Below are 22917 nucleotides of genomic sequence, written 5' to 3'. Positions count from 1 at the left end.
TTTTCACTTTGGCGCGCGCGACAATAGCTCCAGCGCCTTGTCCGTGAGTGAAAATTCGGTGCGTTGCGTTCGGGAATTTTTCCCGATGATATTCAAAAATCCAAGGTCATCAGAGAGTGCCGTGACCTCACGCAGCGCGAGCGCGTGTGCGATGTCGAATTTGCGAGAGAATGTTCGGCTATCCTTGGCGATGCCGAAATGGAGGGCCGCAAGTATTGCGGCTCCGAGTGGTGAAAGCGCCGGCTGTTCTGAACTCAAGGCCGCGACGGCCTCGAGGAATGTTTCTTCGGTGATGTCGTCTTGCTGGCTCTCGCTCATGCCGCCATAGCTTGATCGGACAGACGGAACGATACGAGCACCGATTTCGAGGTCGGCGTATCGCTCTGCTCGCCTGCGCTCGAAAGCGGAACGAGTACATTGAGCTCGGGATAGTAACCGGCAACCGAGCCGCGCGGGAGCTCGTAGGGAACGACGCGGAAGCTTTCCGCAATGCGTTCTACGCCGTCGTTGAACCGGCCGATGATATCGACGCGATCACCGGCTTCGGCGCCGATTTCGGCGAGATCCGCCGGGTTGACGAACACCACGCGGCGTTCGCCGTAAACACCGCGATAGCGATCGTCGAGGCCATAAACGGTGGTGTTATATTGGTCGTGCGAGCGGAAGGTTTGAAGCACGAACGTGCCTTGTTCGGCGATTGCCTGCTGGTGCTCTGTTCGGTCAGGCAGTTCCGGGCTCGCGAAGTTCGCCTTCTGAGACGGCGTGTGCCAGATGCGCTCGGCGGCGCCGTTGGGCAGGCGGAAGCCGCGCGGGCGGCGTACTCGCTGGTTGTAATCCTGGAAGCCTGGGATCGTGCGCGCGATCAGATCGCGGATGCGGTCGTAATGATGGGCGAGGCCCTTCCAGTCGACGACCGCCGATCCGACCGTCGCTTCGGCGATACCGGCGATGATGCCGATCTCGGAGCGAAGCTCGGGCGATGCCGGTTTATTGATGCCACCGGATCCGTGCACCATGCTCATCGAATCTTCGACGGTTACGATCTGCGCGACGCCGTCGGCATTGCGATCGATCTCGGTGCGGCCGAGGCAGGGAAGGATATAGCTGACCTTGCCCGGAAGCAGATGCGAATGGTTGAGCTTTGTCGCGATATTGACGGTCAGCTTCTGGCTCATCAGCGCCTTGGCGATCAAGGGGCTGTCGGGCGTCGCGCGGGCGAAGTTGCCGCCGAGAGCGATGAAGGCCTGGGACGAGCCATCGAGCATCGCGCCGATTGCGGCGATGACGTTGTGGCCATTCCGGCGCGGCATCGAAACGCCGAATTCCTTCTCGAGCGCGTCAAGGAAAGCACTGGACGGCTTTTCGTTGATGCCGACGGTGCGGTCGCCCTGAACATTCGAGTGGCCGCGTACCGGGCATAGGCCTGTTCCGGGGCGGCCGATGTTGCCGCGAAGGAACAGGAAGTTCGCGATCTCGCGGATGGTCGCCACTGAGTGGCGATGCTGCGTGACGCCCATCGCCCAGGTGCAGATCGAACGGTTGGCGCCGATGTAGATTTGCGCCAGCTCTTCGAGCTGAGTACGCGTCAGGCCGGACTGATCTTCGATCTGTTCCCAGGTCGTCGCGTCGACGGCTGCCCGATAGGCTTCGAAGCCCGAGGTATGCTGGGCCAGGAAATTCCGGTCGAGGACCGACGGTCGTCCGGCAGCAAGCGCTGCGTCATCAGCCGCAAAGACAGCCTTCGCCATACCGCGCACGGCCGCCATGTCACCGCCGACGCGCACCTGGAAGTACTCGCTGGCGATCGGCGTCGAGCCGCCGGTGATCATTTCCAGCTTGTCTTGCGGATCGGCGAAACGCTCGAGGCCTTTTTCACGGACCGGATTGAAGACGGCGATGCGAGCGCCGCGGAGAGCAGCGCGGCGGAGATCGCCAAGCATGCGCGGATGATTGGTGCCGGGGTTTTGCCCGATGACGAAGATGGCGTCGGCCTTCTCGAAATCCTCGAGCAGAACCGTTCCCTTGCCGATACCGACGGCCTGCTCGAGCGCGACGCCGCTCGCCTCGTGGCACATATTCGAGCAGTCGGGGAAATTGTTGGTGCCGTAGAGGCGTACGAAGAGCTGGTAGATGTAGGCGGCTTCGTTCGAAGCGCGGCCGGACGTGTAGAATTCGGCACGGTCAGGGCTGTCGAGGCTATTCAGGACGCCCGCGATTTCACCGAAGGCTTCGTCCCAGCCGGCCTCAACGTAGCGGTCGCTCGCAGCGTCGTAGCGCAGCGGGTGGGTCAGGCGGCCTTCACGCTCAAGGTCGTAGTCTGTCCAGGTGCGAAGTTCGGAGACGGTGTGTTTCTTGAAGAAGTCGGGCTTGACGCGTTTGTCGGTCGATTCCCACGCGACGGCTTTCACGCCGTTTTCGCAGAATTCGAATGATGAGCCGTGCTCCGGGTCGCCCCAGGCGCAGCCAGGGCAATCAAATCCATCGGGCTGATTGGCCTTTAGCATCGTCGCGGCGCCGGAAAGTGGTGAGCCACTTGCAAGCAGCTTCTTTCCGCAGCTTTTCAGCGCGCCCCAGCCGCCTGCTGCTTTCGATTTCTTGCCAATGAATTCAGGTTTGCCCATCGCGCCTTCACCAACGTTTGCCATTCCCGGCTCTTAATTGTGCATGTGCGAAATGATGGGGGTCCGCAACGCACGGGCAAGGAATAACCGTTATGCGGAAACGGAATATCGCGATATTTTTCAGCGTTTTAGGTGCGACAATCGCGCGGAGCCAGCCAGTGCCTCAAAAGGACGCTCTGCCGACGAGGCGCCTCGATGACTTCCGAGCCGCGCTCCGCTTTAAAAGATGAAGTCGGTGTTGATGAAGTTGCTGTCGTGATCGCGGACGATCTTGTTCAAGATACGTTTGGAATCTTCCGTCTGCTTTGCGGCGACCATCGAGCGGATCGAGAACGACCGTAAGGCATCCGTTACCGACAGCGTTCCCTCGGCGGAGTCCTTCCGTCCCGTGAACGGGAAGACGTCCGGGCCGCGTTGGCACTGGCAATTGACGTTCACGCGGCAGACCTGATTGACGAGCGGATCGACGAGCTTGCCGATGGTCTCGGGATTTTCGCTGAAGATCGATACCTGCTGACCGTGCTCGGAGGTGATGACGTACTCCAGCGCTGTTTCCACGTTGTCGAAAGACATGATGGGGACGATCGGACCGAACTGCTCTTCGCGGTAAAGCAGCATGTCTTCCTTGACGGGGTAGACGATTGCTGGCGCGAAGAGCGTTCCACACACTGTTCCGCCGCCCTTGTTGAGGACGCGCGCGCCCTTGGATTTTGCGTCCTCCACGAGGCGCGTCATATGCTCGACTTTTTTAAGGTCGGGGAGCGGCGTTATCGTAACGCTCTTTTCCCAAGGCATGCCGATCTTGAGCTTGTCCACTTCGGCGACAAGGCGCGCGATGAAATCATCGACGATGTCGCGATGGACGATCAGCATCTTGAGGGCCGTGCAACGCTGTCCGTTGAACGAAAGCGCGCCTGATACGCATTCCTTGACGGCGAGGTTCATGTCGGCGTCCGGCAGGACGATGGCGGCGTTCTTGGCGTCGAGGCCGAGGATGGCGCGAAGGCGGTTCACCTTCGGATGCATCTTCTTCAGGTGGTCGGCGACCTTGCTCGAACCGATCAATGTCAGGACGTTGATCTTTCCGGATTCGAGCAGCGCGGGGACAATTTCCGAGCCGCGGCCGTAGACGGTGTTGATGACGCCTGGAGGGAATGCCTTCCGGAAGGCTTCGAGAAGCGGATTGAACAAGAGAACGCCGAACGTCGGCGGCTTAAACACGACGGTATTGCCCATGATCATCGCGGGGATCAACGTCGCGAAGGTTTCGTTCAGCGGATAATTATAAGGGCCCATGCAGAGCACGACGCCGAGTGGCGTGCGGCGGATCTGGCCGATCGTGCCTTCGACGACCAGGAAGCGCGAGTTGGAGTTGTCGAGTTCCTTCAGTGCGGCGATGGTCGCCTTTATGTAATCGACGGTGCGGTCGAATTCCTTTTCCGAGTCGGTGCGGCTCTTGCCGATCTCCCACATGATGAGGTCGATGATCTCGCCCCGGCTTTCGATCATGAGGCGGGTGAATTCCTGCATGCACGCGATGCGCTGGGCGACCGCCATTGTCGGCCATTCTCCGCGGCCGTCATCATAGGCTTCCACGGCGGCATCCAGAGCCTCCATGGCCTCGGGTATTCCGGCCGTCGGATAACTTCCGAGCCTGATCTGCTCCAGCGAGCCATCAGGTTTACGCACGCACACCGCGGAACGCACGGGAACGGTTTCGCCGGGCCAGTGTTTCAGCTCGCCATCAACGAGAATATTGCGCTGATCAATCGGAGACGGCGGATCGTGAGCTTTGAGCGCCGCATCATCGGGAAAGAGCGCTCGCAAGTGGTCCGTGGTGACCATGTGCAGCCGATGCCTCCGATCTGGACGAGGAGAACCCTGCAGAAGCGCTGCAGATGCCTCGTCCCTCCCCGACCGGCGTGCGATCCCGAGAGTTCAGTGCATCCAGCAGCTAGAACTTAGGGGTGAACCACGCCACACGGCGATCGTTCCGGTCGGCAGCCTCAAAAGGCAGGCCGCATTCCGGTGCTGTCGGCCGGTGCTGACGGAAAGGATCTCAGGGAAAAACCTGGTAGAGCCAGGTTTCGCTAAGGGCTTGGCCGTCCTTTGCAAGATAGGCGCGGAGGTCAGCGGGCTCGCCGTTCAGGTCGCCCAAGTCGAACATCATGCGCCAGCGCTTGGTGCCGATGACGGGGAAGGCTTCGACGCCGCTGATGGTGCCGTGCGATGACGTGACCACCACCTCCGGGCCGCCGCGAACCTCGTTCTCCAAGGTCTTGCCCTCGACGTCGATCATGAATTTTCGTGCGCCGGGTTTGGTGTGGCGAAGGTCAAGATCGCGGCCACCGAGACCGCCAAGGCCGACGCGCGTTGCGACGATGCGAGCGACGTCGCCTGCCGGTGGCGAGTCGAGGCCCCAATACAACCTGTACCGTGCGTTGATCACGGAACCTGCAGCGACGGGCTGCTGGGGATTCCAGAAGGCGACGATGTTATCTTCAGTTTCGTTCGGCGTCGGCAGCTGGACCAGCTTGATGGACCCTTTGCCCCAATCCGACAGCGGCTCGACCCACATGCTCGGCCGCCGGTCATAAAACAGGCTGTCGTCCTGGTAGTTTTCGAAATTGCGGTCGCGCTGGATAAGTCCGTAGCCCTTCGGATTTTCGTCGAGGAAGCTGTTGGTGACGATGCGCGGCGGATTGGAGAGGGGACGCCAGATGCGTTCGCCGCGGCCGGTCCACATCGACAAGCCATCGCAATCGTGAACTTCGGGGCGCCAGTCGCCGCGGAAAGGTCCCGAATTTTCGCCGTACCAGAACATGCCGGTCAGAGGCGCGACGCCGAGCAGGTGGACGGGCGAGCGGAAATAGAGTTCGCATTCTATGTCCTGCAAGGCGCCGCCTTGGCCGCCTTCAATGCGCCGGCTGTCCATGCGGTAGGCGCCGACTACGCTCTTGCTTTCGAGCAGGGCGTAGATCGTCATGCCGCTGCTGTTCGGTTCCAGCCAGAAATTCGTGAAGCGCGGAAATTCTTCCGGCTCGCCGGTATTGATGGCGAGGCCGCGTGCCGATCCGCCGTATTGGTCGTAGGGGTCGGACGCCCGGAAGTAGGACGCGCCGAGATAGGCCAGCCAGTCGCTTGTGCCGCCGCGCGACATCAACCTGAAGCCTGCGAAGCCTGCTGACTTCAAGTTCCGCAGGGGATGGTCGGCCGGCATGTTGAAGTAATCAGGGCTGTAGACAATCTCGCGCGCCGCATTGTTTTCGACCACGTAGATGCCGACGGGTTCGGCATAGAAGCGGCCCTGCGGGAAGAGCCGGACTGTCTGGGCGCCGGGAACGCCGCGCCAGAGTTCCATCTCGGGCTTATAAACGGCCTGGGCGAAGGTATCGAAGGTCATGCCCCGGAGGGGATCGGAGTTATCCGGCTGCGGCGGCGCGACGTAGGGCGCTGCAGCGAGGGTCTTTGCCCTTTGCTTCAGTTCATCGAAGGAAAAAGGCTGTGGCGGTCCCAGAACTGCGGCCCCGATCGGTGCGGCGCTCATTGCGGGCCTGCTGCTCCATCCCACCATGGTGCTGGTCAGGGCACCGGCCAAGACGTGTCGACGATCGAGCATGAAGGGCATGTTGTTTCGATGTGATCAAGGTTGGTGGGAAGGATAGGGTGTGGCGCCGCCTATATCTGCTACGGGACGGGATAATTCAACTGGGCGCGAGAACGGTCTTTCGGGAGACCGAGGCGGCGGGCGACTTCTCTCCCGAGCTATTATCCGCCACCGGGGAGACTGGAGTTTGACGATATTGGGACTGCGGCGTCCTACCGCTAGGGCCGACGTACTGGGACGGCAGGTGTCCGCTCAGAGCGCGACGGGGCGAGCGTTAACGTTGTCGCGCGTGTCCCGGTTAACAGTTCCGGATTCTGCAGCCGGGGAACCGTCCCAATTCGATATCAACCAGAAACGCTCGTTATCCAGTTTCCTGATTTGAACATTGATACTGCTGATCCAAACATTGGTGCATTTGAGTTTAAACTCTCGGCAACTTTTTCTTTAGATACCGGACCCTATGATGTTTGAGTTCCTTTATAGGTAAATGCCGTGCGGCGCAAAGAAGCGATTGTCGGGCAATGATGTTGAGTGGTCCCCCGATCGCAAATGCTGACTTCATCAAGGAGCGCCTGCAAGTTCTCCAGCGAGAGATACTTGTCGGAATCGCTTCCGGCGAGACGCTCTTCAACATGATGTCGCTGCTTTGCCATGAAGTCGAAGCGCTGGATTCGGAAGTCATCTGTTCCATTCTCGGCGTCGACGATGACAGCCGTTTGAGCTTCATTGCAGGTCCAAGCCTTCCCGGAGACAGCGGATGGGTGAACGGAATTGCCGTCGGGCCCAATGCTGGTTCGTGCGGTACGGCAATCTTCCGAAGGCAGCCGGTTGAAGTTCAGGACATCGAAAGCGACCCGCTGTGGGAAAACTATAGAAACCTCGCCTTGCCGCATGGGCTGCGCGCCTGCTGGTCGAGCCCGATTCTGGCGCCCGACGGGCACGTGCTGGGGGCATTCGCGTTCTATTTTCGTAAATCGCGCGGAGCGACCGATCTCGAGCGCTTGATCGTGGCGAAGTGCGTGAACATTTGCGCAATGGCCATCGAAAGCACGGACGCCCGATCGAAGCTCAACGAGCTTGCTTTCTTCGATCCGCTGACGGGTCTCGGCAACCGGGCGACGCTCAGGAAGCGGCTTGCGCTCGTTCTTCAGAGAGCCGAAGAAATGGAGCGGTCGGTCGGCATCTACCACGTCGATCTGGCGGATTTCCGGGCGATCAACGATCTCCACGGCCATTCGGTCGGCGACGTCGTGCTGAGGAAAGTTTCCGATCGGCTGCGATCGATTGCATCCCAGTCCGATTTGATAGTCCGCCTGGGCGGCGATGAGTTTCTGGTCGCAAAAACTTTTTCCGCAGACGACACCGGGTTCAAGGAATACGCTCGCGAGATCGTGGATGGCCTGAGCGGCCGTTACGACTTGGAGAGCGGCGAGCGCATTTCGATCGATGCCGTCGTCGGCGTATCGAATTTTCCGGCCGACGGCAAAGATCAAGATACGCTGCTCGCGCATGCCGAGACGGCGCGGCGGCGCGTCAAAAGAGGCGGATGCGGGTACGCGCTGTTTGAATCGGAAATGCAGCGGGAGCAGCATCGGCGCCGCATTCTGCAGCGCGACGTCGGTATAGCGGTCGACAAAGGGGAATTGTCGGTCGTCTTCCAGCCGCAGGTCGATGCCAGAACGACTGCGGTCGGCGGCTTCGAGGCTCTGCTGCGGTGGAACCATCCGGAACACGGCTCGATTTCGCCTGCCGATTTTATTCCGGCTGCAGAGGCAAGCGGCGCCATCCTCGCAATGGGCGCCTTCGTGCTTCGGGAAGCCTGCCTGGAAGCCGCGCGATGGAAGGCCAAGCTCAGGGTTGCCGTCAACGTGTCTGCGGCTCAGATCGTCGAGTCGGATTTCGCGCAGCTCGTCAGGGATGTGTTGTCCGAAACCGGTCTTGAAGCTGAGCGGCTGGAAGTGGAAGTGACCGAAAGTCTCTTCATACAAGACTTGGCGACCGCGAAAATGACGTTGCGCGAGATCAAGGATCTTGGCGTTAGCGTTGCGATTGACGATTTCGGAACCGGCTACTCGTCACTCAGCACGCTCAGGGCATTCCCATTCGACCGCATAAAAGTCGATCGCAGTTTCGTGTCCGACATGGTCAATAATTCGGACGCGGCTGCCATCGTCAATTCGGTCATCGGGCTCGGCCGCGCGATGGGATTGCGTGTCGTGGCGGAAGGCGTGGAATGCGAGGAACAAGTTTCGATGCTCCGGCTTCTTCGTTGCCACGAGATCCAGGGGTATCTGTTCGGCAAGCCGTTGCCGATCGAAGCCTACGTGCATCTGACGGGGCCGAAATCTCCGCGCACGTTTTCGAGCGCTTTGCCGAAGCTTCGTGAGATTTAAGCGGCTATTCGTCGTTCGAGAAGGCCGTCCAAGGGTCGCTTCCCGCGGTCAACAAATCCAAGACATCAAGTGTGTGCTCGCCAAGCTCCGGGCTCGGGGTGGTTGCAACACAGGCCTCGCCATTCATGACGATCGGGCCGCGCACGGTCGGCACCGAAGTTCCGTCCGCACGGGATAGGTCCTGACGCATCTGGCGCGCGATGACTTGAGGATCGGCAAATGTTTGATCGAGACTGTTCACGGGACCAGCTGGTACGCCTGCCGCTTCGAGGCCCGCAAGGAGTTCACCCGAAGATCTCTTTGCTGTTTCTGCTTCGATGATCGGAATGAGCGCGGCGCGGTTCGCCACTCGGTGTGAATTGGTGTCGAAGCGTTCGTCGCGTTCGAGGCCCGAGAGCCCCAGCACTTCGCAAACGCGCCTGAATTGTCCGTCGTTGCCGGCAGCGATGATGATCGGGCGGTCGGAGGCGGGGAAGACCTGATAGGGGACGATGTTCGGGTGGGCGTTTCCAAGACGGCGCGGGGCTTTGCCGGAAACGAGATAGTTCATGGCTTGGTTGGCGAGCACAGAAACCTGCGCGTCGAGGAGCGCCATATCGATGTGGGCGCCTTCGCCGGTCGTGTTTCGGGCATTGAGAGCTGCGAGAATGCCGATCGTCGAGTAGACGCCCGCAAAAATGTCGGCGAACGCCACCCCGATCTTTTGCGGCTCGCCGTCCGGCGCGCCGGTCAAATCCATGATGCCACCCATGCCTTGCACGATGTAATCGTAGCCGGCGCGCGGTGCGTATGGGCCCGTCTGGCCGAAGCCGGTGATTGAGCAATAGATGACGCGAGGATTGATTGCCTTTATCGCGGTGTAGTCGAGGCCGTATTTGGCAAGTCCGCCGACCTTGAAGTTTTCGATAATGACGTCGGCGTCTTTCGCGAGCGCCAGCACAGCGTCGCGGCCGGCGGATGCCTCGAAATCGATGGCGACCGACTTCTTGCCGCGGTTGGTCGCGTGGAAGTAGGCGGCCGAAGCTTTGCCTTTGCCGCCGGGGACGAACGGAGGTCCCCAGGTTCGCGTTTCGTCGCCGCCTTCGGGCCGCTCGACCTTGATGACGTGTGCGCCTAAGTCCGCGAGCGTCTGTCCCGCCCAGGGACCCGCGAGGACGCGCGCGAGTTCGAGGACGCGCAGCCCTGCGAGCGGCTTCGTACCGTTCGATGCCGTCATGCGAAGGCCTGCAGTCCGGTGATGGCGCGGCCGAGGATCAGGGCGTGAATGTCGTGCGTGCCTTCGTAGGTGTTCACGGTCTCGAGGTTCAGCATGTGCCGCATGACGTGAAATTCTTCCGAAATGCCGTTGCCGCCGTGCATGTCGCGGGCCGTGCGCGCGATGTCGAGCGCCTTGCCGCAATTGTTGCGCTTGATGAGCGAGATCATCTCGGGCGCCATTTGGTCTTCGTCGAGAAGGCGGCCGACGCGAAGTGCTGCTAGGAGACCGAGCGATATTTCCGTTTCCATGTCGGCGAGCTTTTTCTGGACGAGCTGGGTCGCGGCGAGCGGCTTACCGAATTGCTTGCGGTCGAGCGTGTATTGGCGAGCGGCGTGGAAGCAGAATTCTGCCGCACCGAGCGCACCCCAGGCGATGCCGTAGCGGGCGCGGTTGAGGCATCCGAACGGTCCGCCAAGTCCCGATGCATTTGGCAACAGCGCGTCGTCCGGAACGTCAACGCCGTCCATGACGATTTCGCCGGTGACCGACGTGCGCAACGAAAGTTTGCCTCCGATCTTCGGCGCGGTGAGACCCTTCATGCCCTTTTCGAGAATGAAGCCTCGAATTTTGTTGTCGTGCTCTGCCGACTTTGCCCAGACGACGAAGACGTCGGCGATGGGCGAATTGGTGATCCACATCTTGGAACCGGTGAGCCGGTAGCCGCCCGGAATTTTTTCGGCTCGTGTCCGCATGCCGCCGGGGTCGGAGCCGGCATCGGGTTCGGTCAGGCCGAAGCAGCCGATCCACTCGCCGCTTGCGAGCTTGGGCAAATATTTCTGGCGCTGCTCTTCGCTGCCGTAGGTGTAGATCGGGTACATGACGAGCGAGGATTGCACGCTCATCATCGAGCGGTAGCCGGAATCGACGCGTTCGATTTCACGGGCAATCAAGCCGTAGGCCACGTAGCTCGATGCGGAGCCGCCGTACTCGGCGGGTAGGGTGCATCCAAGAAGGCCTAGATCGCCCAATTCGCGGAATATATCCGGGTCGGTTTTTTCCTGCGCGTAGGCTTCGACGACGTGGGGCTGGAGCTTGTGCTGCGCGAATGCATGCGCCGTATCGCGGATCAGCATCTCGTCCTCGGTCAGCTGATCATCCAGCAGCAAAGCGTCTTCCCATACAAAGCTTGAACCTGCGGCCACGTCGTACTCCCGATCGATTTGTTTGGGGCGCAGTCTATTTATTCAGCTGCGCGTAGGGAAACGGAGAAGGTATGCCTGATCTATCTGCTGGTCTGCGAAGCCGTGCATTGCCCGTTCGCTCAGGCGGTGGTATCGGGCCGGTCGATCAAAGATCTGCCAGCCGTTTTCGCGCCTTCTTATTCGATGCGGCGGCGGTTGTCTCAGGCGATGTTGAAGGATAGCGGAACATGTCTCGTCGGCCTCTCGTTGGCGTCATCTGCTGCACGCGCATTCCGGAAGATCCGGTGCAGGGCGTTGCCGAGCGCTACCTTCGCGCGGCGCCCTTCATGGGCGCGGACTTCGTGCTCGTGCCCTCGATGCCGGAAATTTCGAACGCGGCGTCCATTCTGAGCCGTCTCGACGGTATTCTCTTGACCGGAAGCCCATCAAACGTGGCACCGCATCTTTATCGGAGCGCGGAAGCTGGGGACGGCCCTTTCGATCCCCGGCGCGATGAGACGGCCTTCCGGTTGATATCGGAATCGGTCGAACAGGACCGGCCGGTACTCGGCATCTGCCGGGGCTTCCAGGAAGTCGCGGTTGCGTACGGTGCGACGCTCCGGCGGGATCTCGGCCAGGCGGAGCGGGCGCAAATTCACCATACACCGCCGGGGCGGTCGATGGTTGAGATGTTCGCGCTCGAACATCGGGTGGATCTCGCGTCCGGCGGCATCCTGGAGCGCGCGCTTGGAAAGCCCTCGATCGTCGTCAACTCGGCGCACTTCCAGGGCGTCAACGATCTCGGGAGCAAGCTTGCCGTCGAAGCGACAAGCGCCGATGGCGTGGTGGAGGGTATTCGTCCCGCCAGCGGCGAACGCATTCTTGCGGTGCAATGGCATCCGGAATGGCGCGTTGCGGACAATCCCACTTCGCGCGAGCTCTTCGCGTGGTTCGGTCTGCTGCTCAAGGGCGCGAGCATGCGCGAGGCCGCCGACCTCGTCGCGGAAAAGGCGGCGCTCGCTTAGTGTTTCGCGGCGATGACGTGTTCGAGGGCTCCTTGCACGCCGGTGATCAGAACCTGCACACCGATGCAGAGCAGCAGGAACGCTGAGAGCCGCGTGAGAATGCGCGTGCGCGCCGGCCCCAGCAACTCAACGACGCGTTCGGCGTAGGCATAACAAATGCCGACGAGCAAGGCGATGGCGAGAGCCGCGCTGCAGACGCCGATGTAGAAGGGCACGAGCATCTCGACTGAGGAGGGGCGAGTGGCGCTCAAAGCGATCGCGACCGAGATCGTTCCAGGGCCCGTCGTGAACGGCATCGTCAGCGGGAAGAAGGCGACATCGCTGCCCCATGCCGCCGTTTTCTGCGTCGCCTGCGCGTGGTCTTGCTTGCGGTCTTCGGTTTCCTGCGGATTGTAAAGCATCCGCCAGCCGCTGACGGCGACGACCGTTCCACCCGCGACGCGCAAGGCATCGATGCTGACGCCGAAAAAGCTCATGAGCGTGGCGCCGATCAGAAGCGAAACGAGCATGACGATTGCCGAGTAGAAGGCGACGCGCCATGCGAGCCATGTCCGTTCCGCCACGGGCCGGCCGGACGTGACCTGGCTATAGATCAGCGCTCCGCCCAGTGGATTCACAATCGAAAACAGTGCGGGAAACGCAATCAGAAATGTCGCGGGGATTCCGCTCCAAAAATCCATGGGCTGTTGTGCTTATCGATAGAGGTGGACGGAGGATTGAACTTTTGAGGTCGTAATCATCTTAGCGCCGGAACATCGGCAGCGATAGCCTTGCCGGCGGTTGCTACCATGCGGAGGATTGCTCGGCGTTGCCGAAGACTTCCCGCAAGCGTCGCGACGTGCCCGGCGATACGGGGTCAGGCAATGCGTCGAGTGCGAAGAAGCCATGCTCGGCGATTTCGGCATTCGGTGCCGGAATGTTGTCGCGGCGCCAGCGGTCAATTCTGAACAGCACGATGTGGTCGCCCGGATAGTCTTCGAAATGCGAATAAATACCAATGAGCCGCGGTGGTTCCAGGATGATGACACCCGTTTCTTCGAGCACTTCGCGCGTAATCGCCGTCTCGATTTCCTCGCCGCGTTCGACGCCCCCACCGGGAAAATGCCAGCCCGGGCGGTAGCCATGGCGAATGAGGAGCACGCGCGAAGCATCATCGACGACGATCCCTTGCGCGCCGAGCGTCACGATGTCGTCGCGTTTCGACAGGAGGGCCATCAACCGCGTCAGCATGGTCCTGGTTTCCAGCCGTAGAGCCAGTCGAAGCCGGTCATGACGCGTGCGGGAGGAGTGAGCTTCATCACGGCATTGCGGGCGAGGGCGGCCGGGCCTTTCATATGATAAATGCGGCCGTTGCGTTCGGACGCTTCCGCGACCTTTGCGACGCGCGTGCGGCGGGCGCGTTCGTATTCGCGAAGAGCCGGTTCGACATCGCCGTCTCGAGACGCGACGGCGATGGCCAACGTGATCGCATCTTCGAGCGCCATGACGGCGCCTTGAGCGAGAAACGGCAAAACGGGATGGGCGGCGTCTCCGAGAAGTGCGGCGCGACCGGATGTCCAGGGTGCGAGCTCGGGCATGCGGTACAGCGACCATTTTCTCCAATTGGCAGCGGAGTCCACGAGCATGCGGAGGGGCTCGGCGAATGTGCTAACTTTTGATTTGACGATGTCGGCGACGATCGGGGAATCCCAGCCTTCGAAGCGTGCCGCATCATTGGCGATAACGACGAGCGCGATGTCGCGACCGGCGTTGACTGGGTAATGCACGACGTGGGTGCCAGCCGAGAGCCAGATATGCACGGCATTGGGTACGAGTTCCGGCGGCAAATGTTCGGCCGGTACTACGCTTCGAAACGCGGTTTTGCCGACCGGGATCAAACCGGCATTGGGGCTGCCGGTGATTTGTTCTCTGAGACCGGACCAGAGACCATCGGCGGCAACGAGAAGCTGGGCATCCAGAGTTTCGCCGACACCAGTGATCGCGCGAATGCCGTCGTGCTCATTTTCGAAGGACACGATTTCCGTTCCGCGCACGATGGTGATGCGCGGCTCGGCTTCGGCGCGCATTCTCAATGCGACATGCAAGTCGCGGCGGTGGGCAGTCCAATAGGGGGCGCCGTGCCGCTCGGCGATCCAATGGCCGAGAGGCAGGCGCGTCAGCTCGCGGCCGGTTGCGCCATCGCGTACGCTCAGTGCGTCGGGTGTCGCGACTTTCGATTCGAGGAATTCGGCGACGCCTAGATCGCGAAGGATGCGCGATCCGTTCGGTCCAATCTGGATGCCGGCGCCTTCTTCGGGGAATTCGGAACGCCGCTCGCAAACGCGGACGTCGATGCCGCGCCCGGCGAGCGCAATGGCTGCGGCCAACCCTCCGATGCCAGCGCCTGCGATGAGAGCACTTCCGCGGTTCGCCGCCATCAGCCTGCGTCCGAGGCGATGCCGCGGCTTACCCTCATGGCGTCAAGCAGCGTCCGCTACGAGGCTGCCCTTCGGGTCGCTTTCATCGGCTTTGAGGCGCGGGTCGTGGATGTAGAGCGTCGAGCAATAGGGGCAGAGAATCTGATTGTCCTGACCCATGTCGAGATAGACGTGGGGATGATCGAACGGCGGCCGAGCGCCCATGCAATTGAACTCTTTGACGCCGACGAATATCCGTTCCGCGCCAACGTCATTTGCCAAGTGTGGAATTACGGCTCCGGCCATGCTTCACCCTTCCAAGACAGGAGATGTTTGGCCGCACCATATCCTCGTGGCATCCATGATGGTAGGGGACATAAAAACTTTCCGGCAGTTGAGCGGCGGCGGGCGGTATGGACCACTTTGACAGCGACGGCGTCGAAATCGCTTATCTCGATAGCGGAGGCGGCGACGGCAAGCTTCCTGTTCTGCTCATCCACGGTTTCGCATCTAATGTCGCGACCAATTGGGCGAATACGGGATGGGTCTCATTCCTCACCAAGGCCGGCTACCGCGTCATCGCGTTCGACAATCGCGGCCATGGCGAGAGCCAAAAGCTCTATGACCTTGTCGACTATAGCGCGCCGCTGATGGCGGAGGATGCGCGGCGGCTGTTGGATCATCTGGGCGTCGCGCGTGCGAATGTCGTCGGCTATTCGATGGGCGCGCGGATCGCGGCATTCCTGGCGCTCACGCATCCTGATCGCGTGGCGCGCGTCGTCTTCGGCGGTCTCGGCATCAACATGGTGCGCGGCATGGCGGGCACAGGTCCAATCGCACGGGCCCTTGAAGCGACGAGCATCGAGGAAGTGACCAATCCCACGGCGCGGACATTTCGCGTGTTCGCCGAACAGACGAAGAGCGATCTGAAGGCGCTCGCGGCTTGCATCCGGTCGTCGCGAGCTCCGATCTCGGCGGAAATGGCGAGCGAAATCGCAGCGCCCGTGCTCGTCGCGGTGGGCTCGACCGATGTGATCGGCGGTTCGGCGGATGAGCTTGCGAAGCTCATTCCGGGGGCGCGGGCCTATACAATTCCGGATAAGGATCACAATCGCGCGGTGGGCGACCGAAGCTTCAAAGCCGAGACGCTGGCGTTTTTCGAGAGCGACGCGACCTGAGCGCGTTCCGTGCCAGAAGACGGCGCGCCTGGTGACCTGATGGCCGGGCTGACACGGGGGATATCGCGAAGCCGGGATCAAGGTCGACCAGGGCACACGCCCCCGCCGAGGCAAGTCAGGTGCCCCGCCGAGTGCTTTACATCCGTCGATGCATCTTCTGATCGGTACTCAGTACATGCCCGATCGAAGACGCGAGGACGGCGTATTCCGGCTCGCACGCGGTACAAGTTCGAGCCCGCCCCAGCACCTCTGGGGGCCGTCGTCGAATAGCCGTCACGAATGACGCGATGATTTCAGGCTAATGTCGGCTCGCAATTGAACGTGGATAACTTTGTGCTGGCCTCTCTCTGCGGCTTGACGGCCACGATGGCTCTCGCCGCGAGACCGCCGCAGTCCGCCTTTGGTTCGACAAGGCCCGGGCCCAAATCCGTCTGAAAAACCTTGGATAATCGGGATCGTCCCGCGTTTTACCGGCTGTTAACCTTAACCGCCGTCTATTGGGCCGTCATGGTCTCGCGTTTTCGTATCAGCGTTCTTGTGCCGTCGGCTGTCCTGATGATTTCGGGACTTGGCCTGCTATGGGGCTGCGCGACGGGTCCGAGCTTCGTCGTTAAGGACGATCCCTGGCGTTCTCCAGAAGAGCGGGCGTGTTTGGCATCGGGGGTGGTGCGGGCTTCGGCATTCGTTCAACCGCGATCGGCGCTGGGCGGTCCAAGCGTTTGCGGGGCTGAAAGCCCGTTCGAAATGTCGGCTGCGGATAACGGCCGGGTCGAACTCAGGCCACCGGCATCTCTCCGATGCCCGATGATTCCGCAAATCGACAGCTGGGTGCGGGATGTCGTGGAACCTGCGGCCCGCCGTTATTTTCGCCAGGAAGTCGTCGCCGTGACGCTTCTCGCGTCCTATTCGTGCCGGGCGATGAACAACGTCGAAGGGGCGACGATCTCGGAGCATGCCTATGCGAATGCCGTCGATATCGGCGGCTTTACGTTATCGAACGGACAATCGATCAGCGTGCAGCGCGGATGGGCCGGTTCGGACCGCGAGCAGGCGTTCTTGCGCAACGTGCACGACGGTTCCTGCGAATATTTCACGACGGTGCTCGGGCCGGACTACAACAGCCTCCACAGCAACCACTTTCATCTCGATCTCGCGCACCATGGCAGCGACGGCCTGAAACGTATCTGCAAGTAAGAGCGGCAACACGACGGCCCGCTCGTCCGATCGGCGGGGCGTGCAGTTCGCATTCAAATCCGGTAGAAGCGCCGCATGACTTGGGATCACGATCCGCCACCCGGAAGCCGGCGCGGCTATCATCATGGCAACCTGCGCGAAGCCTTGATGAAGGCTGCGCTCGAACTGATTGCTGCCAAGGGACCTGCGGGGTTCACATTTGCCGAAGCGGCGCGTGCGGCTGGCGTTAGCCCGGCGGCGCCTTACCGGCATTATCGCGATCGCGATGCGCTGATGGCGGACGTGGCCCGGCGTGCGTTCGACGTGTTCGAAGCGAAGTTGAAACTGGCGTGGGCGGGCGGAACGCCCGATCCTTTCACGGCTTTCGAGCGTGTCGGACGGGCCTACCTCGACTTCGCGAGGGTTGAGCCGGCGCAGTATTCAGCGATGTTTGAATCCGGCCTGTCGTTCAAGGCGTTTCCGGATCTCCATATCGCCGGTGAGCGCGCGTTCAATGTTTTGAAGGACGCCTGTTCAGCACTCGTTGCGGGGATGCCAGAGGCCAAGCGTCCGCCCGCTATGATGATGGCGCTGCATATCTGGGCGCAGGCGCACGGCATTGCATCGCTCTTCGCACGCGGCGACGAAGCCCGCCGGCCCATTCCTATGAGCCCCGAGGATCTGCTCGACGCGGCGGTGCTCATTTATCTCGATGGGCTCGGCGCACGGCCGGGAAAAAGCGGCTAAGCGCAGGCGATCTCGCGTCGCTGTCGACGCGTGTGGATTGCCGCACGGCGAGCCGATTGTCCGCCAAGCAATATTCTGCCTACAAACATATAGGGAAATGCGAATCGCTTGTGATTGACAGCGTTTGATCGCGACGGCTGGCCGTCAACTCTCTCGAACGAAAGCGATCGACCGTCCGCGATATTTGGAATCGGCAACGGAAGATGGGTGGGAGGTGGGAATGCCCGGCAAGTGCCCTAGATGTCAGAACATAGTCGGCAACGCGCGAGCGGAGCAGATCAATATCTCGAACGCGATGGGCAACGTCTTTGCCGGAGCAAGTTATACCTGTCCGCATTGCCAGACGATTTTGGGTGTGAGCGTCGATCCGTTCGCGTTCAAGAATGAGATCGCGATGGAACTGATGAAGCGGATGAGGGGCGGGCGGTAGGGTTGCTAGTTTAACGCTCCAATGGGCATCCGACGATGGCAGAATGCTACCGGCGTTTTTGGTTGCGCGATCTTGCTCTGTTGAGCGGATTTCCTCCCGGCAACCCGGGTAACGGTTTATACTCTTGCGGCATCGGAATAATGCGTTCGATGACAGGTTGAATGACAGTAGTTGATGATGAGGATGCCGAAAGCTTCGCTGCTGTTACCAGTGCGATAGCGCCAATAACACTGGCGTAAAGCGTGGCTTTAGCTTGATCACCCCAATTGCCAATGTCGAAAAGTCGGCCTGATCCAGGCACAATTTTTTCGGCCTGTCGCTTTGCCTCTGGCTGAGAGATTTTGTTGTCCCTGGCCGCCTCAAGAATGAAGCGTAGGGCGACCAGTGCTTCTGCTGAAACTGATGGATCTAATAGGACGTCGATACGATCCTTAAATGCGCTGTATGCGCCCGGAAGGATTTCGCTGATTGAACCGCAAATTGGGCAAGTCGTACTCAGACCCAACAGTGTGATGTTGACGCCTGGCGCAAATGAGAATGCTGTGGCCGGAAAAATTCCATGCGTCTTACAGAGTGCGGCGGGATGCTGAGTTTGACCCATACAATCCCTATATCTGAGTCGTGCGCGGATGAACGAGCATTGCCCCTTGAACTCCCCCCTTGCCGTCCCACCTATGTGAATGTAAAATACATTTACATCCTAACCAGGAGAGGGTGGTGATGACGCAAGTGGTTCAGACGCTCGATGACTTCGGCAGGCCGGCGTGGATTGCAGCGATGGTCTTAGGTTTCATCGTATTCTGGCCGGCTGGTCTGGCTATCCTCGCCTATATGCTCTGGAGTGGACGCATGAATTGCGGATGGCATGGAGGACGAGGTCGTGGCCGCTGGGAAAGCCGGTTCGCCGATCGTTTTGAGCGGGCGCGGTCACGCGTCGAGGACGAGTTTCGGAATTTTGGCAGAGGCGCTCAGTCGAGCGGCAACAAAGCGTTCGACGATTATCGCGAGGCGACCCTGAAGCGGCTTGAAGAAGAGGAGCGGGAATTCCGCGCATTCCTCGAGCGTCTGCGGCAGGCGAAGGACAAGTCCGAGTTCGATCAGTTCATGTCGGAACGCCGCGAACGTCCGGCACCGAATGACGGCGCGACCGCCTGATTTCAGTAGAATTCAACGGGGCTGCCTTTGAGGCGGCCCCGACTTTTTTGTCCAGTCAGCGACGGAGCGAGAGCGATGCTTCATCACCTTTTGCACCTGCCTTTTATCATTCTGCATTTTGTGGCAACGGCGCTGATCATCGTTGGCGCAGTTGTTCTGTTCCGTGCATTTGCACGCCGACGCTGCGGGATGGAAAGCCTCCAGTCCTCTTCCAATGGCTATCCGGAAAACTCGGCGTTCGAGGATTACAGGCGCGCGACGATTACGCGTCTCGAGAAAGAGGCCGATGAATTCCGGTCGTATCTCGAGAAGCTGCGCCGTGCGGCGGATGCTTCGGCGTTCCAGGCTTTTCTTCAGAGCCGGAAAAACGGTGGCTCGTCCGTTTCCTGAGCCGACGCGCAAGGTTCTCGGCGGCTGCATAGCTGGAATTCGCGTTTTTCGCCTATGTTGCCGTAATTTTAGGGGTGTTACTGTCGCGCGTCGTTTATGATTTGTCTGTGACAGCCGCGGCGGGCTGGCTTGTTTGACGCCTTCGAACTCACGGACCTTCGATGCCCTGGCAATTTCTGAAGAACGCTGTTGCGGCGTACGGCGGAGGACTGCGCTCCGCACTCGATCACGTCAAAGAGGCGTTCGGCCTAGAGGGCGGCCATGTTCCGGCCCAGTCGCGCGTCGCTTTCACGATCGCCGTCGTTGCTCTTGCAGCCAAGATGAGCAAGGCCGATGGCGTTTCGTTGCCGATCGAGGCCGAGGCCTTCAAACGGCAGTTCAAAGTTCCCGATAGCGAATGCGCGCATGTCCGCAAGCTCTATGAGCTGGCGAGCCAGGACGTCGCTGGGTACGAAACCTACGCAAAGCAGATCGCCCGTCTTCTCGAAGGGCAGCCGGAACTGAAGTTGTCAGTCCTCGAATGCCTCTTTCATATCGCGAGCGCGGACGGCGTTTTGCATCCCGATGAGGATCGCTATCTCGCCCATGTCGCCGAAATCTTCGGATTGACGGCGGGCGAGTTCCGGTGCGTCCGGCGTAGCTTCGTCGTCGATGTCGACAGCCCCTACGAAGTCTTGCACGTTTCGCCGACGGCATCGGATAAGGAAATCAAGGCGCGCTACCGGGAGCTCGTCAAAGGCCATCATCCCGACGCGCTCGTCTCCAAGGGTGTGCCGCCTGAATTTCTTGCGGGCGCGGAACGCCGGCTTGCGGCAATCACCTCGGCTTATGAGGCGATATTGGAAGAGCGCGGCCAGCGCGTCGAGCGAGCGCTGGAGCCGACGTGACCTTCAAAGCCGATACGCCGCTCTCCCATGACGTGCATCCCGCAAACAACCGTGAGGCAAGGCGTGGCGGGGTAAAGCCGTCGCTGCTCATTCTGCATTACACGGGCATGAGTTCTGCCGCGAAGGCGATCGATTGGCTTGGACGTTCCGAAAGCGGTGTGTCGTGCCATTACGTCGTCGACGAAGCCGGACGCATTACGCAGCTCGTGCCGGAAGAGCAGCGTGCATGGCATGCTGGCGTTTCGTACTGGCGCGGCGAGACGGACATCAACTCGCATTCGATCGGTATCGAGATTCATAATCCGGGGCATCAGGACGGCTATCCGGATTTTCCACCCGATCAGATGGCGGCCGTCATCGCACTTTCGAAAGATATCGTGCGGCGGCACCGCATATCGCCGGATAACGTGCTTGCGCATTCGGACGTCGCGCCGGGGCGGAAAATCGATCCGGGTGAAAAGTTCAACTGGCTACTTCTCGCAAAGGAAGGGCTGGGCCTTTGGGTGCGCCCGTCTCCCGTCAGAGCTGATGATCCCGGACTTGGGCTCGGGGCATCGGGCTCGCGGGTTCTGCGCGCGCAGGAGCGCCTTGCTTCCTACGGGTACGATGTGGAGGCGACGGGTACACTCGACCCGGGTACTGAAAAAGTTATCCGATCCTTCCAGTTGCATTTCCGCCCCCGTCGCGTTGACGGCCGGCTCGATCGATCGACGGAAGTGACGCTGGAGAGGCTAATTGAGGCGTCGCGGAAGCGCGCCGCCGCTTGACGGGGCTTGGCCGGTGCTGTTGATGCAGGTTTGAGCGGGCCGCATTCGACCGTGTTCCGCAGGGGTGAGGGAACCCCAACAATACCGAAGCAGGACTAACCGTGTTCAAACCGCGGCGCCCCGAGTTCTTGGCGCTTATCGTTGCGATCTATGCGGCGCTGGTTCTCAATCAGCCCTTCTGGCGGAAATTTATCGAGGTCGTTGATCCATCGCGGGTCAGCGATTGGCTGATCGTCGGCTCGGCGGCGGCTGCGATCGTGATCATCGCCTATCTCGTTCTCTTGGCGCTATCGGCGAGGCCGCTGTTGCGCTTCGTCGTGCTGCTGTTCTTGCCGGTGGCGGCAGCGGCTACGTACTTCATGAGCGAATACGGCATCGTCATCGATGCGCAAATGGTTCGCAATGTGTTCGAGACGGATACGCGCGAAGCCAACGATCTCATTACGCTGAAGCTTGTCGCGTATGTGGTGCTCCTCGGGCTGGTTCCGGCGATCTTGTTCTGGCTCACGCCGTGGACGAGGCAGTCGTTTCGCAGCGAGGCATTAGGCAAGCTCAAGGCGGCAGCTCTTTCGCTTGTCATCCTCGTTGGTGTGCTCGCGCCTGCATGGGGCGATTTCCTATCGCTGGCGCGCTATCACCGCGAACTCAAAATGACGTTGACGCCGGTCAATTTCGTTTCGGCACTCGCGGCCTATTCGCGGCAAGAGAAGCGCAAGCAAGGGAACGACGTTGCCGCCTATGGCGTGGATGCCCGGCAGGGCGCGTTCAGCGATGGCCGCAAATCGCTTTTCGTCATTGCGGTCGGTGAGACCGCGCGCGCGGATCATTTTTCGCTGAATGGCTATGCGAAGCCGACGAGCCCGGGATTGGCGTCAATTGGCGATCTCATCAACTATGGGCACGCCTACTCGTGTGGCACGGATACGGCGGAGTCCGTGCCGTGCATGTTTTCGGGGCTCGGTCATGACGGCTTCTCGAACGCGAAGGCGGACGCGCGCGAAAATCTTCTCGACATCTTCAAGCGTGCAGGCATCGACGTCCTGTGGCGCGAAAATCAAGCGGGATGCAAGGGTGTCTGTGCGCGTATCCCGACGGAGACACTGACCGGGCTCGAGGCTCCGACGTTCTATCCGAGCACCGCCAATTTCGATGACGTTCTCGTCGACGGTCTCGAGGATCGCATCGCGAAGCTCGATCGGGATACGGTGATCGTGCTGCATATGATGGGCAGTCATGGTCCGGCGTATTGGAAGCGATATCCGGAAAATTTCGAGACGTTCAAGCCGGCGTGCAAGGATGCGCAGTTCAGCCGTTGCGAGCTTGCGAGCATCATCAACGCTTACGACAATACGATCCTCTACACCGATCATGTTCTGACGCGCCTCATCGACGTGCTGAAGGGCGCGTCGAGCCACGGCGTCGATGCGGGCATGATCTATGTTTCAGATCACGGCGAAAGTCTTGGCGAGAAGGGCATGTATCTTCACGGCATGCCGTATGTCATCGCGCCTGAAGCGCAGATCCATGTGCCCATGGTCGTCTGGCTTTCTCCGGAGATGAAGGTGTCGCGCGGTATCGAGCAAGGCTGCCTGGTCAGCCGGAGTGGAAACCGGGTCGGGCACGACAATCTTTTTCATTCGAGCCTCGGGATCATGGGCGTGGCGACCCGCGTTTACGATCCGTCACTCGATCTCTTTGCGGCGTGCCGAAAGCCCGCGTCCTGATCCAACCTGAATGAAATAACGTAGCTGAGGTGCATCGTGACGCGA

Annotated in this window: 22 protein-coding genes; 11 read left to right on the top strand and 11 right to left on the bottom strand. The window is 60.5% G+C overall.

Translation table 11 applies throughout. The features are described from left to right. Positions 1 to 3: 3 nt before the first annotated feature. The 4 genes from G359_RS18765 to G359_RS18750 form a co-directional block, all read right to left on the bottom strand. Positions 4 to 318 carry a hypothetical protein gene (locus G359_RS18765; RefSeq protein ID WP_045837354.1) on the bottom strand — a complete coding sequence of 105 codons (315 nt, stop codon included), beginning with the start codon at positions 316 to 318 and terminating at the stop codon, positions 4 to 6. Next, complete coding sequence (locus G359_RS18760) at positions 315 to 2621, bottom strand: FdhF/YdeP family oxidoreductase (protein WP_045838237.1); 2307 nt, start codon at positions 2619 to 2621, stop codon at positions 315 to 317. Before G359_RS18760 ends, G359_RS18765 begins: the two co-directional genes overlap by 4 nt. A 219-nt stretch (positions 2622 to 2840) precedes the next feature. Beyond that, positions 2841 to 4466 carry an NADP-dependent glyceraldehyde-3-phosphate dehydrogenase gene (locus tag G359_RS18755; protein ID WP_045837353.1) on the bottom strand — a complete coding sequence of 542 codons (1626 nt, stop codon included), beginning with the start codon at positions 4464 to 4466 and terminating at the stop codon, positions 2841 to 2843. Positions 4467 to 4680: 214 nt separating this feature from the next. Continuing rightward, a complete protein-coding gene (locus tag G359_RS18750) occupies positions 4681 to 6168 on the bottom strand; it encodes an OpgD/OpgG family glucan biosynthesis protein (protein WP_245280090.1) in 1488 nt (495 codons plus the stop codon). Between the two features lie 581 nt (positions 6169 to 6749). Between G359_RS18750 and G359_RS18745 the strand changes: the two genes are divergently transcribed. Further along, positions 6750 to 8621, top strand: a complete 1872-nt coding sequence (locus G359_RS18745; RefSeq protein ID WP_245280089.1) for a putative bifunctional diguanylate cyclase/phosphodiesterase — start codon at positions 6750 to 6752, stop codon at positions 8619 to 8621. A gap of 4 nt (positions 8622 to 8625) precedes the next feature. Here the strand turns inward: G359_RS18745 and G359_RS18740 are convergent, their stop codons facing one another. Beyond that, positions 8626 to 9837, bottom strand: coding sequence for a CaiB/BaiF CoA transferase family protein (locus tag G359_RS18740; RefSeq protein WP_045837352.1), 1212 nt, complete (start codon positions 9835 to 9837; stop codon positions 8626 to 8628). Further along, positions 9834 to 10952: an acyl-CoA dehydrogenase gene (locus G359_RS18735; protein ID WP_371199110.1), complete on the bottom strand. Its 1119-nt coding sequence runs from the start codon at positions 10950 to 10952 to the stop codon at positions 9834 to 9836. Before G359_RS18735 ends, G359_RS18740 begins: the two co-directional genes overlap by 4 nt. A 296-nt stretch (positions 10953 to 11248) precedes the next feature. On the opposite strand from G359_RS18735, the gene G359_RS18730 reads away from it, so the two are divergent. Next, positions 11249 to 12025, top strand: coding sequence for a gamma-glutamyl-gamma-aminobutyrate hydrolase family protein (locus G359_RS18730; protein WP_045837350.1), 777 nt, complete (start codon positions 11249 to 11251; stop codon positions 12023 to 12025). Here the strand turns inward: G359_RS18730 and G359_RS18725 are convergent. The 4 genes from G359_RS18725 to G359_RS18710 all read right to left on the bottom strand — a co-directional run bounded on the left by G359_RS18725 (position 12022) and on the right by G359_RS18710 (position 14727). After that, the gene (locus G359_RS18725) at positions 12022 to 12705 is read right to left on the bottom strand and encodes a MarC family protein (protein WP_045837349.1); all 684 of its coding nucleotides are present in this window, start codon (positions 12703 to 12705) and stop codon (positions 12022 to 12024) included. The two genes, G359_RS18730 and G359_RS18725, sit on opposite strands and share 4 nt — an antisense overlap. A gap of 103 nt (positions 12706 to 12808) precedes the next feature. Beyond that, positions 12809 to 13255 carry an NUDIX domain-containing protein gene (locus G359_RS18720; RefSeq protein ID WP_045837348.1) on the bottom strand — a complete coding sequence of 149 codons (447 nt, stop codon included), beginning with the start codon at positions 13253 to 13255 and terminating at the stop codon, positions 12809 to 12811. Beyond that, a complete protein-coding gene (locus G359_RS18715; protein ID WP_045837347.1) occupies positions 13249 to 14442 on the bottom strand; it encodes an FAD-dependent monooxygenase in 1194 nt (397 codons plus the stop codon). The genes G359_RS18720 and G359_RS18715 overlap by 7 nt, the downstream gene beginning before the upstream one ends. A gap of 42 nt (positions 14443 to 14484) precedes the next feature. After that, positions 14485 to 14727: a zinc-finger domain-containing protein gene (locus G359_RS18710; RefSeq protein WP_045837346.1), complete on the bottom strand. Its 243-nt coding sequence runs from the start codon at positions 14725 to 14727 to the stop codon at positions 14485 to 14487. Between the two features lie 107 nt (positions 14728 to 14834). Between G359_RS18710 and G359_RS18705 the strand changes: the two genes are divergently transcribed. The 4 genes from G359_RS18705 (at position 14835) to G359_RS18690 (ending at position 17949) form a co-directional block, all read left to right on the top strand. Further along, a complete protein-coding gene (locus tag G359_RS18705) occupies positions 14835 to 15599 on the top strand; it encodes an alpha/beta fold hydrolase (protein WP_045837345.1) in 765 nt (254 codons plus the stop codon). Between the two features lie 507 nt (positions 15600 to 16106). Further along, complete coding sequence (locus G359_RS18700) at positions 16107 to 16793, top strand: extensin-like domain-containing protein (RefSeq protein ID WP_045837344.1); 687 nt, start codon at positions 16107 to 16109, stop codon at positions 16791 to 16793. Positions 16794 to 16868: 75 nt separating this feature from the next. Then, complete coding sequence (locus G359_RS18695; RefSeq protein WP_045837343.1) at positions 16869 to 17519, top strand: TetR/AcrR family transcriptional regulator; 651 nt, start codon at positions 16869 to 16871, stop codon at positions 17517 to 17519. Between the two features lie 220 nt (positions 17520 to 17739). Beyond that, positions 17740 to 17949: a hypothetical protein gene (locus G359_RS18690; protein ID WP_156150838.1), complete on the top strand. Its 210-nt coding sequence runs from the start codon at positions 17740 to 17742 to the stop codon at positions 17947 to 17949. A gap of 46 nt (positions 17950 to 17995) precedes the next feature. On the opposite strand, the gene G359_RS20650 is transcribed toward G359_RS18690, so the two are convergent. Beyond that, a complete protein-coding gene (locus G359_RS20650; RefSeq protein WP_156150837.1) occupies positions 17996 to 18550 on the bottom strand; it encodes a hypothetical protein in 555 nt (184 codons plus the stop codon). A 119-nt stretch (positions 18551 to 18669) separates the two neighbouring features. Here G359_RS20650 and G359_RS18685 point away from each other — a divergent pair, with 119 nt between their 5' ends. The 5 genes from G359_RS18685 (at position 18670) to G359_RS18665 (ending at position 22872) form a co-directional block, all read left to right on the top strand. Then, positions 18670 to 19104, top strand: coding sequence for a DUF2852 domain-containing protein (locus G359_RS18685; protein WP_045837341.1), 435 nt, complete (start codon positions 18670 to 18672; stop codon positions 19102 to 19104). Between the two features lie 75 nt (positions 19105 to 19179). Further along, positions 19180 to 19494, top strand: a complete 315-nt coding sequence (locus G359_RS18680) for a DUF2852 domain-containing protein (protein ID WP_045837340.1) — start codon at positions 19180 to 19182, stop codon at positions 19492 to 19494. Positions 19495 to 19655: 161 nt separating this feature from the next. Then, positions 19656 to 20381 carry a J domain-containing protein gene (locus G359_RS18675; RefSeq protein WP_052699460.1) on the top strand — a complete coding sequence of 242 codons (726 nt, stop codon included), beginning with the start codon at positions 19656 to 19658 and terminating at the stop codon, positions 20379 to 20381. Then, a complete protein-coding gene (locus G359_RS18670; protein WP_045837339.1) occupies positions 20378 to 21148 on the top strand; it encodes an N-acetylmuramoyl-L-alanine amidase in 771 nt (256 codons plus the stop codon). The genes G359_RS18675 and G359_RS18670 overlap by 4 nt, the downstream gene beginning before the upstream one ends. A 101-nt stretch (positions 21149 to 21249) precedes the next feature. Continuing rightward, positions 21250 to 22872, top strand: a complete 1623-nt coding sequence (locus tag G359_RS18665) for a phosphoethanolamine transferase (RefSeq protein ID WP_045837338.1) — start codon at positions 21250 to 21252, stop codon at positions 22870 to 22872. Positions 22873 to 22917: the final 45 nt, after the last annotated feature.

Origin of the sequence: Hyphomicrobium sp. 99 (assembly GCF_000384335.2) — a bacterium.
In the GTDB taxonomy this organism is placed as follows: Bacteria; Pseudomonadota; Alphaproteobacteria; order Rhizobiales; family Hyphomicrobiaceae; genus Hyphomicrobium_B.
The sequence above is the reverse complement of the archived record's forward strand: the minus strand, read 5'-3'. Positions and strand labels throughout refer to the sequence as shown.

Coding starts and splice junctions, on each gene's coding strand:
- G359_RS18765 (WP_045837354.1), bottom strand. CDS start 318: ATGAGCGAGAGCCAGCAAGACGACATCACCGAAGAAACATTCCTCGAG.
- G359_RS18760 (WP_045838237.1), bottom strand. CDS start 2,621: ATGGGCAAACCTGAATTCATTGGCAAGAAATCGAAAGCAGCAGGCGGC.
- G359_RS18755 (WP_045837353.1), bottom strand. CDS start 4,466: ATGGTCACCACGGACCACTTGCGAGCGCTCTTTCCCGATGATGCGGCG.
- G359_RS18750 (WP_245280090.1), bottom strand. CDS start 6,168: ATGAGCGCCGCACCGATCGGGGCCGCAGTTCTGGGACCGCCACAGCCT.
- G359_RS18745 (WP_245280089.1), top strand. CDS start 6,750: ATGATGTTGAGTGGTCCCCCGATCGCAAATGCTGACTTCATCAAGGAG.
- G359_RS18740 (WP_045837352.1), bottom strand. CDS start 9,837: ATGACGGCATCGAACGGTACGAAGCCGCTCGCAGGGCTGCGCGTCCTC.
- G359_RS18735 (WP_371199110.1), bottom strand. CDS start 10,952: ATGCTGATCCGCGATACGGCGCATGCATTCGCGCAGCACAAGCTCCAG.
- G359_RS18730 (WP_045837350.1), top strand. CDS start 11,249: ATGTCTCGTCGGCCTCTCGTTGGCGTCATCTGCTGCACGCGCATTCCG.
- G359_RS18725 (WP_045837349.1), bottom strand. CDS start 12,705: ATGGATTTTTGGAGCGGAATCCCCGCGACATTTCTGATTGCGTTTCCC.
- G359_RS18720 (WP_045837348.1), bottom strand. CDS start 13,255: ATGCTGACGCGGTTGATGGCCCTCCTGTCGAAACGCGACGACATCGTG.
- G359_RS18715 (WP_045837347.1), bottom strand. CDS start 14,442: ATGGCGGCGAACCGCGGAAGTGCTCTCATCGCAGGCGCTGGCATCGGA.
- G359_RS18710 (WP_045837346.1), bottom strand. CDS start 14,727: ATGGCCGGAGCCGTAATTCCACACTTGGCAAATGACGTTGGCGCGGAA.
- G359_RS18705 (WP_045837345.1), top strand. CDS start 14,835: ATGGACCACTTTGACAGCGACGGCGTCGAAATCGCTTATCTCGATAGC.
- G359_RS18700 (WP_045837344.1), top strand. CDS start 16,107: ATGGTCTCGCGTTTTCGTATCAGCGTTCTTGTGCCGTCGGCTGTCCTG.
- G359_RS18695 (WP_045837343.1), top strand. CDS start 16,869: ATGACTTGGGATCACGATCCGCCACCCGGAAGCCGGCGCGGCTATCAT.
- G359_RS18690 (WP_156150838.1), top strand. CDS start 17,740: ATGCCCGGCAAGTGCCCTAGATGTCAGAACATAGTCGGCAACGCGCGA.
- G359_RS20650 (WP_156150837.1), bottom strand. CDS start 18,550: ATGGGTCAAACTCAGCATCCCGCCGCACTCTGTAAGACGCATGGAATT.
- G359_RS18685 (WP_045837341.1), top strand. CDS start 18,670: ATGACGCAAGTGGTTCAGACGCTCGATGACTTCGGCAGGCCGGCGTGG.
- G359_RS18680 (WP_045837340.1), top strand. CDS start 19,180: ATGCTTCATCACCTTTTGCACCTGCCTTTTATCATTCTGCATTTTGTG.
- G359_RS18675 (WP_052699460.1), top strand. CDS start 19,656: ATGCCCTGGCAATTTCTGAAGAACGCTGTTGCGGCGTACGGCGGAGGA.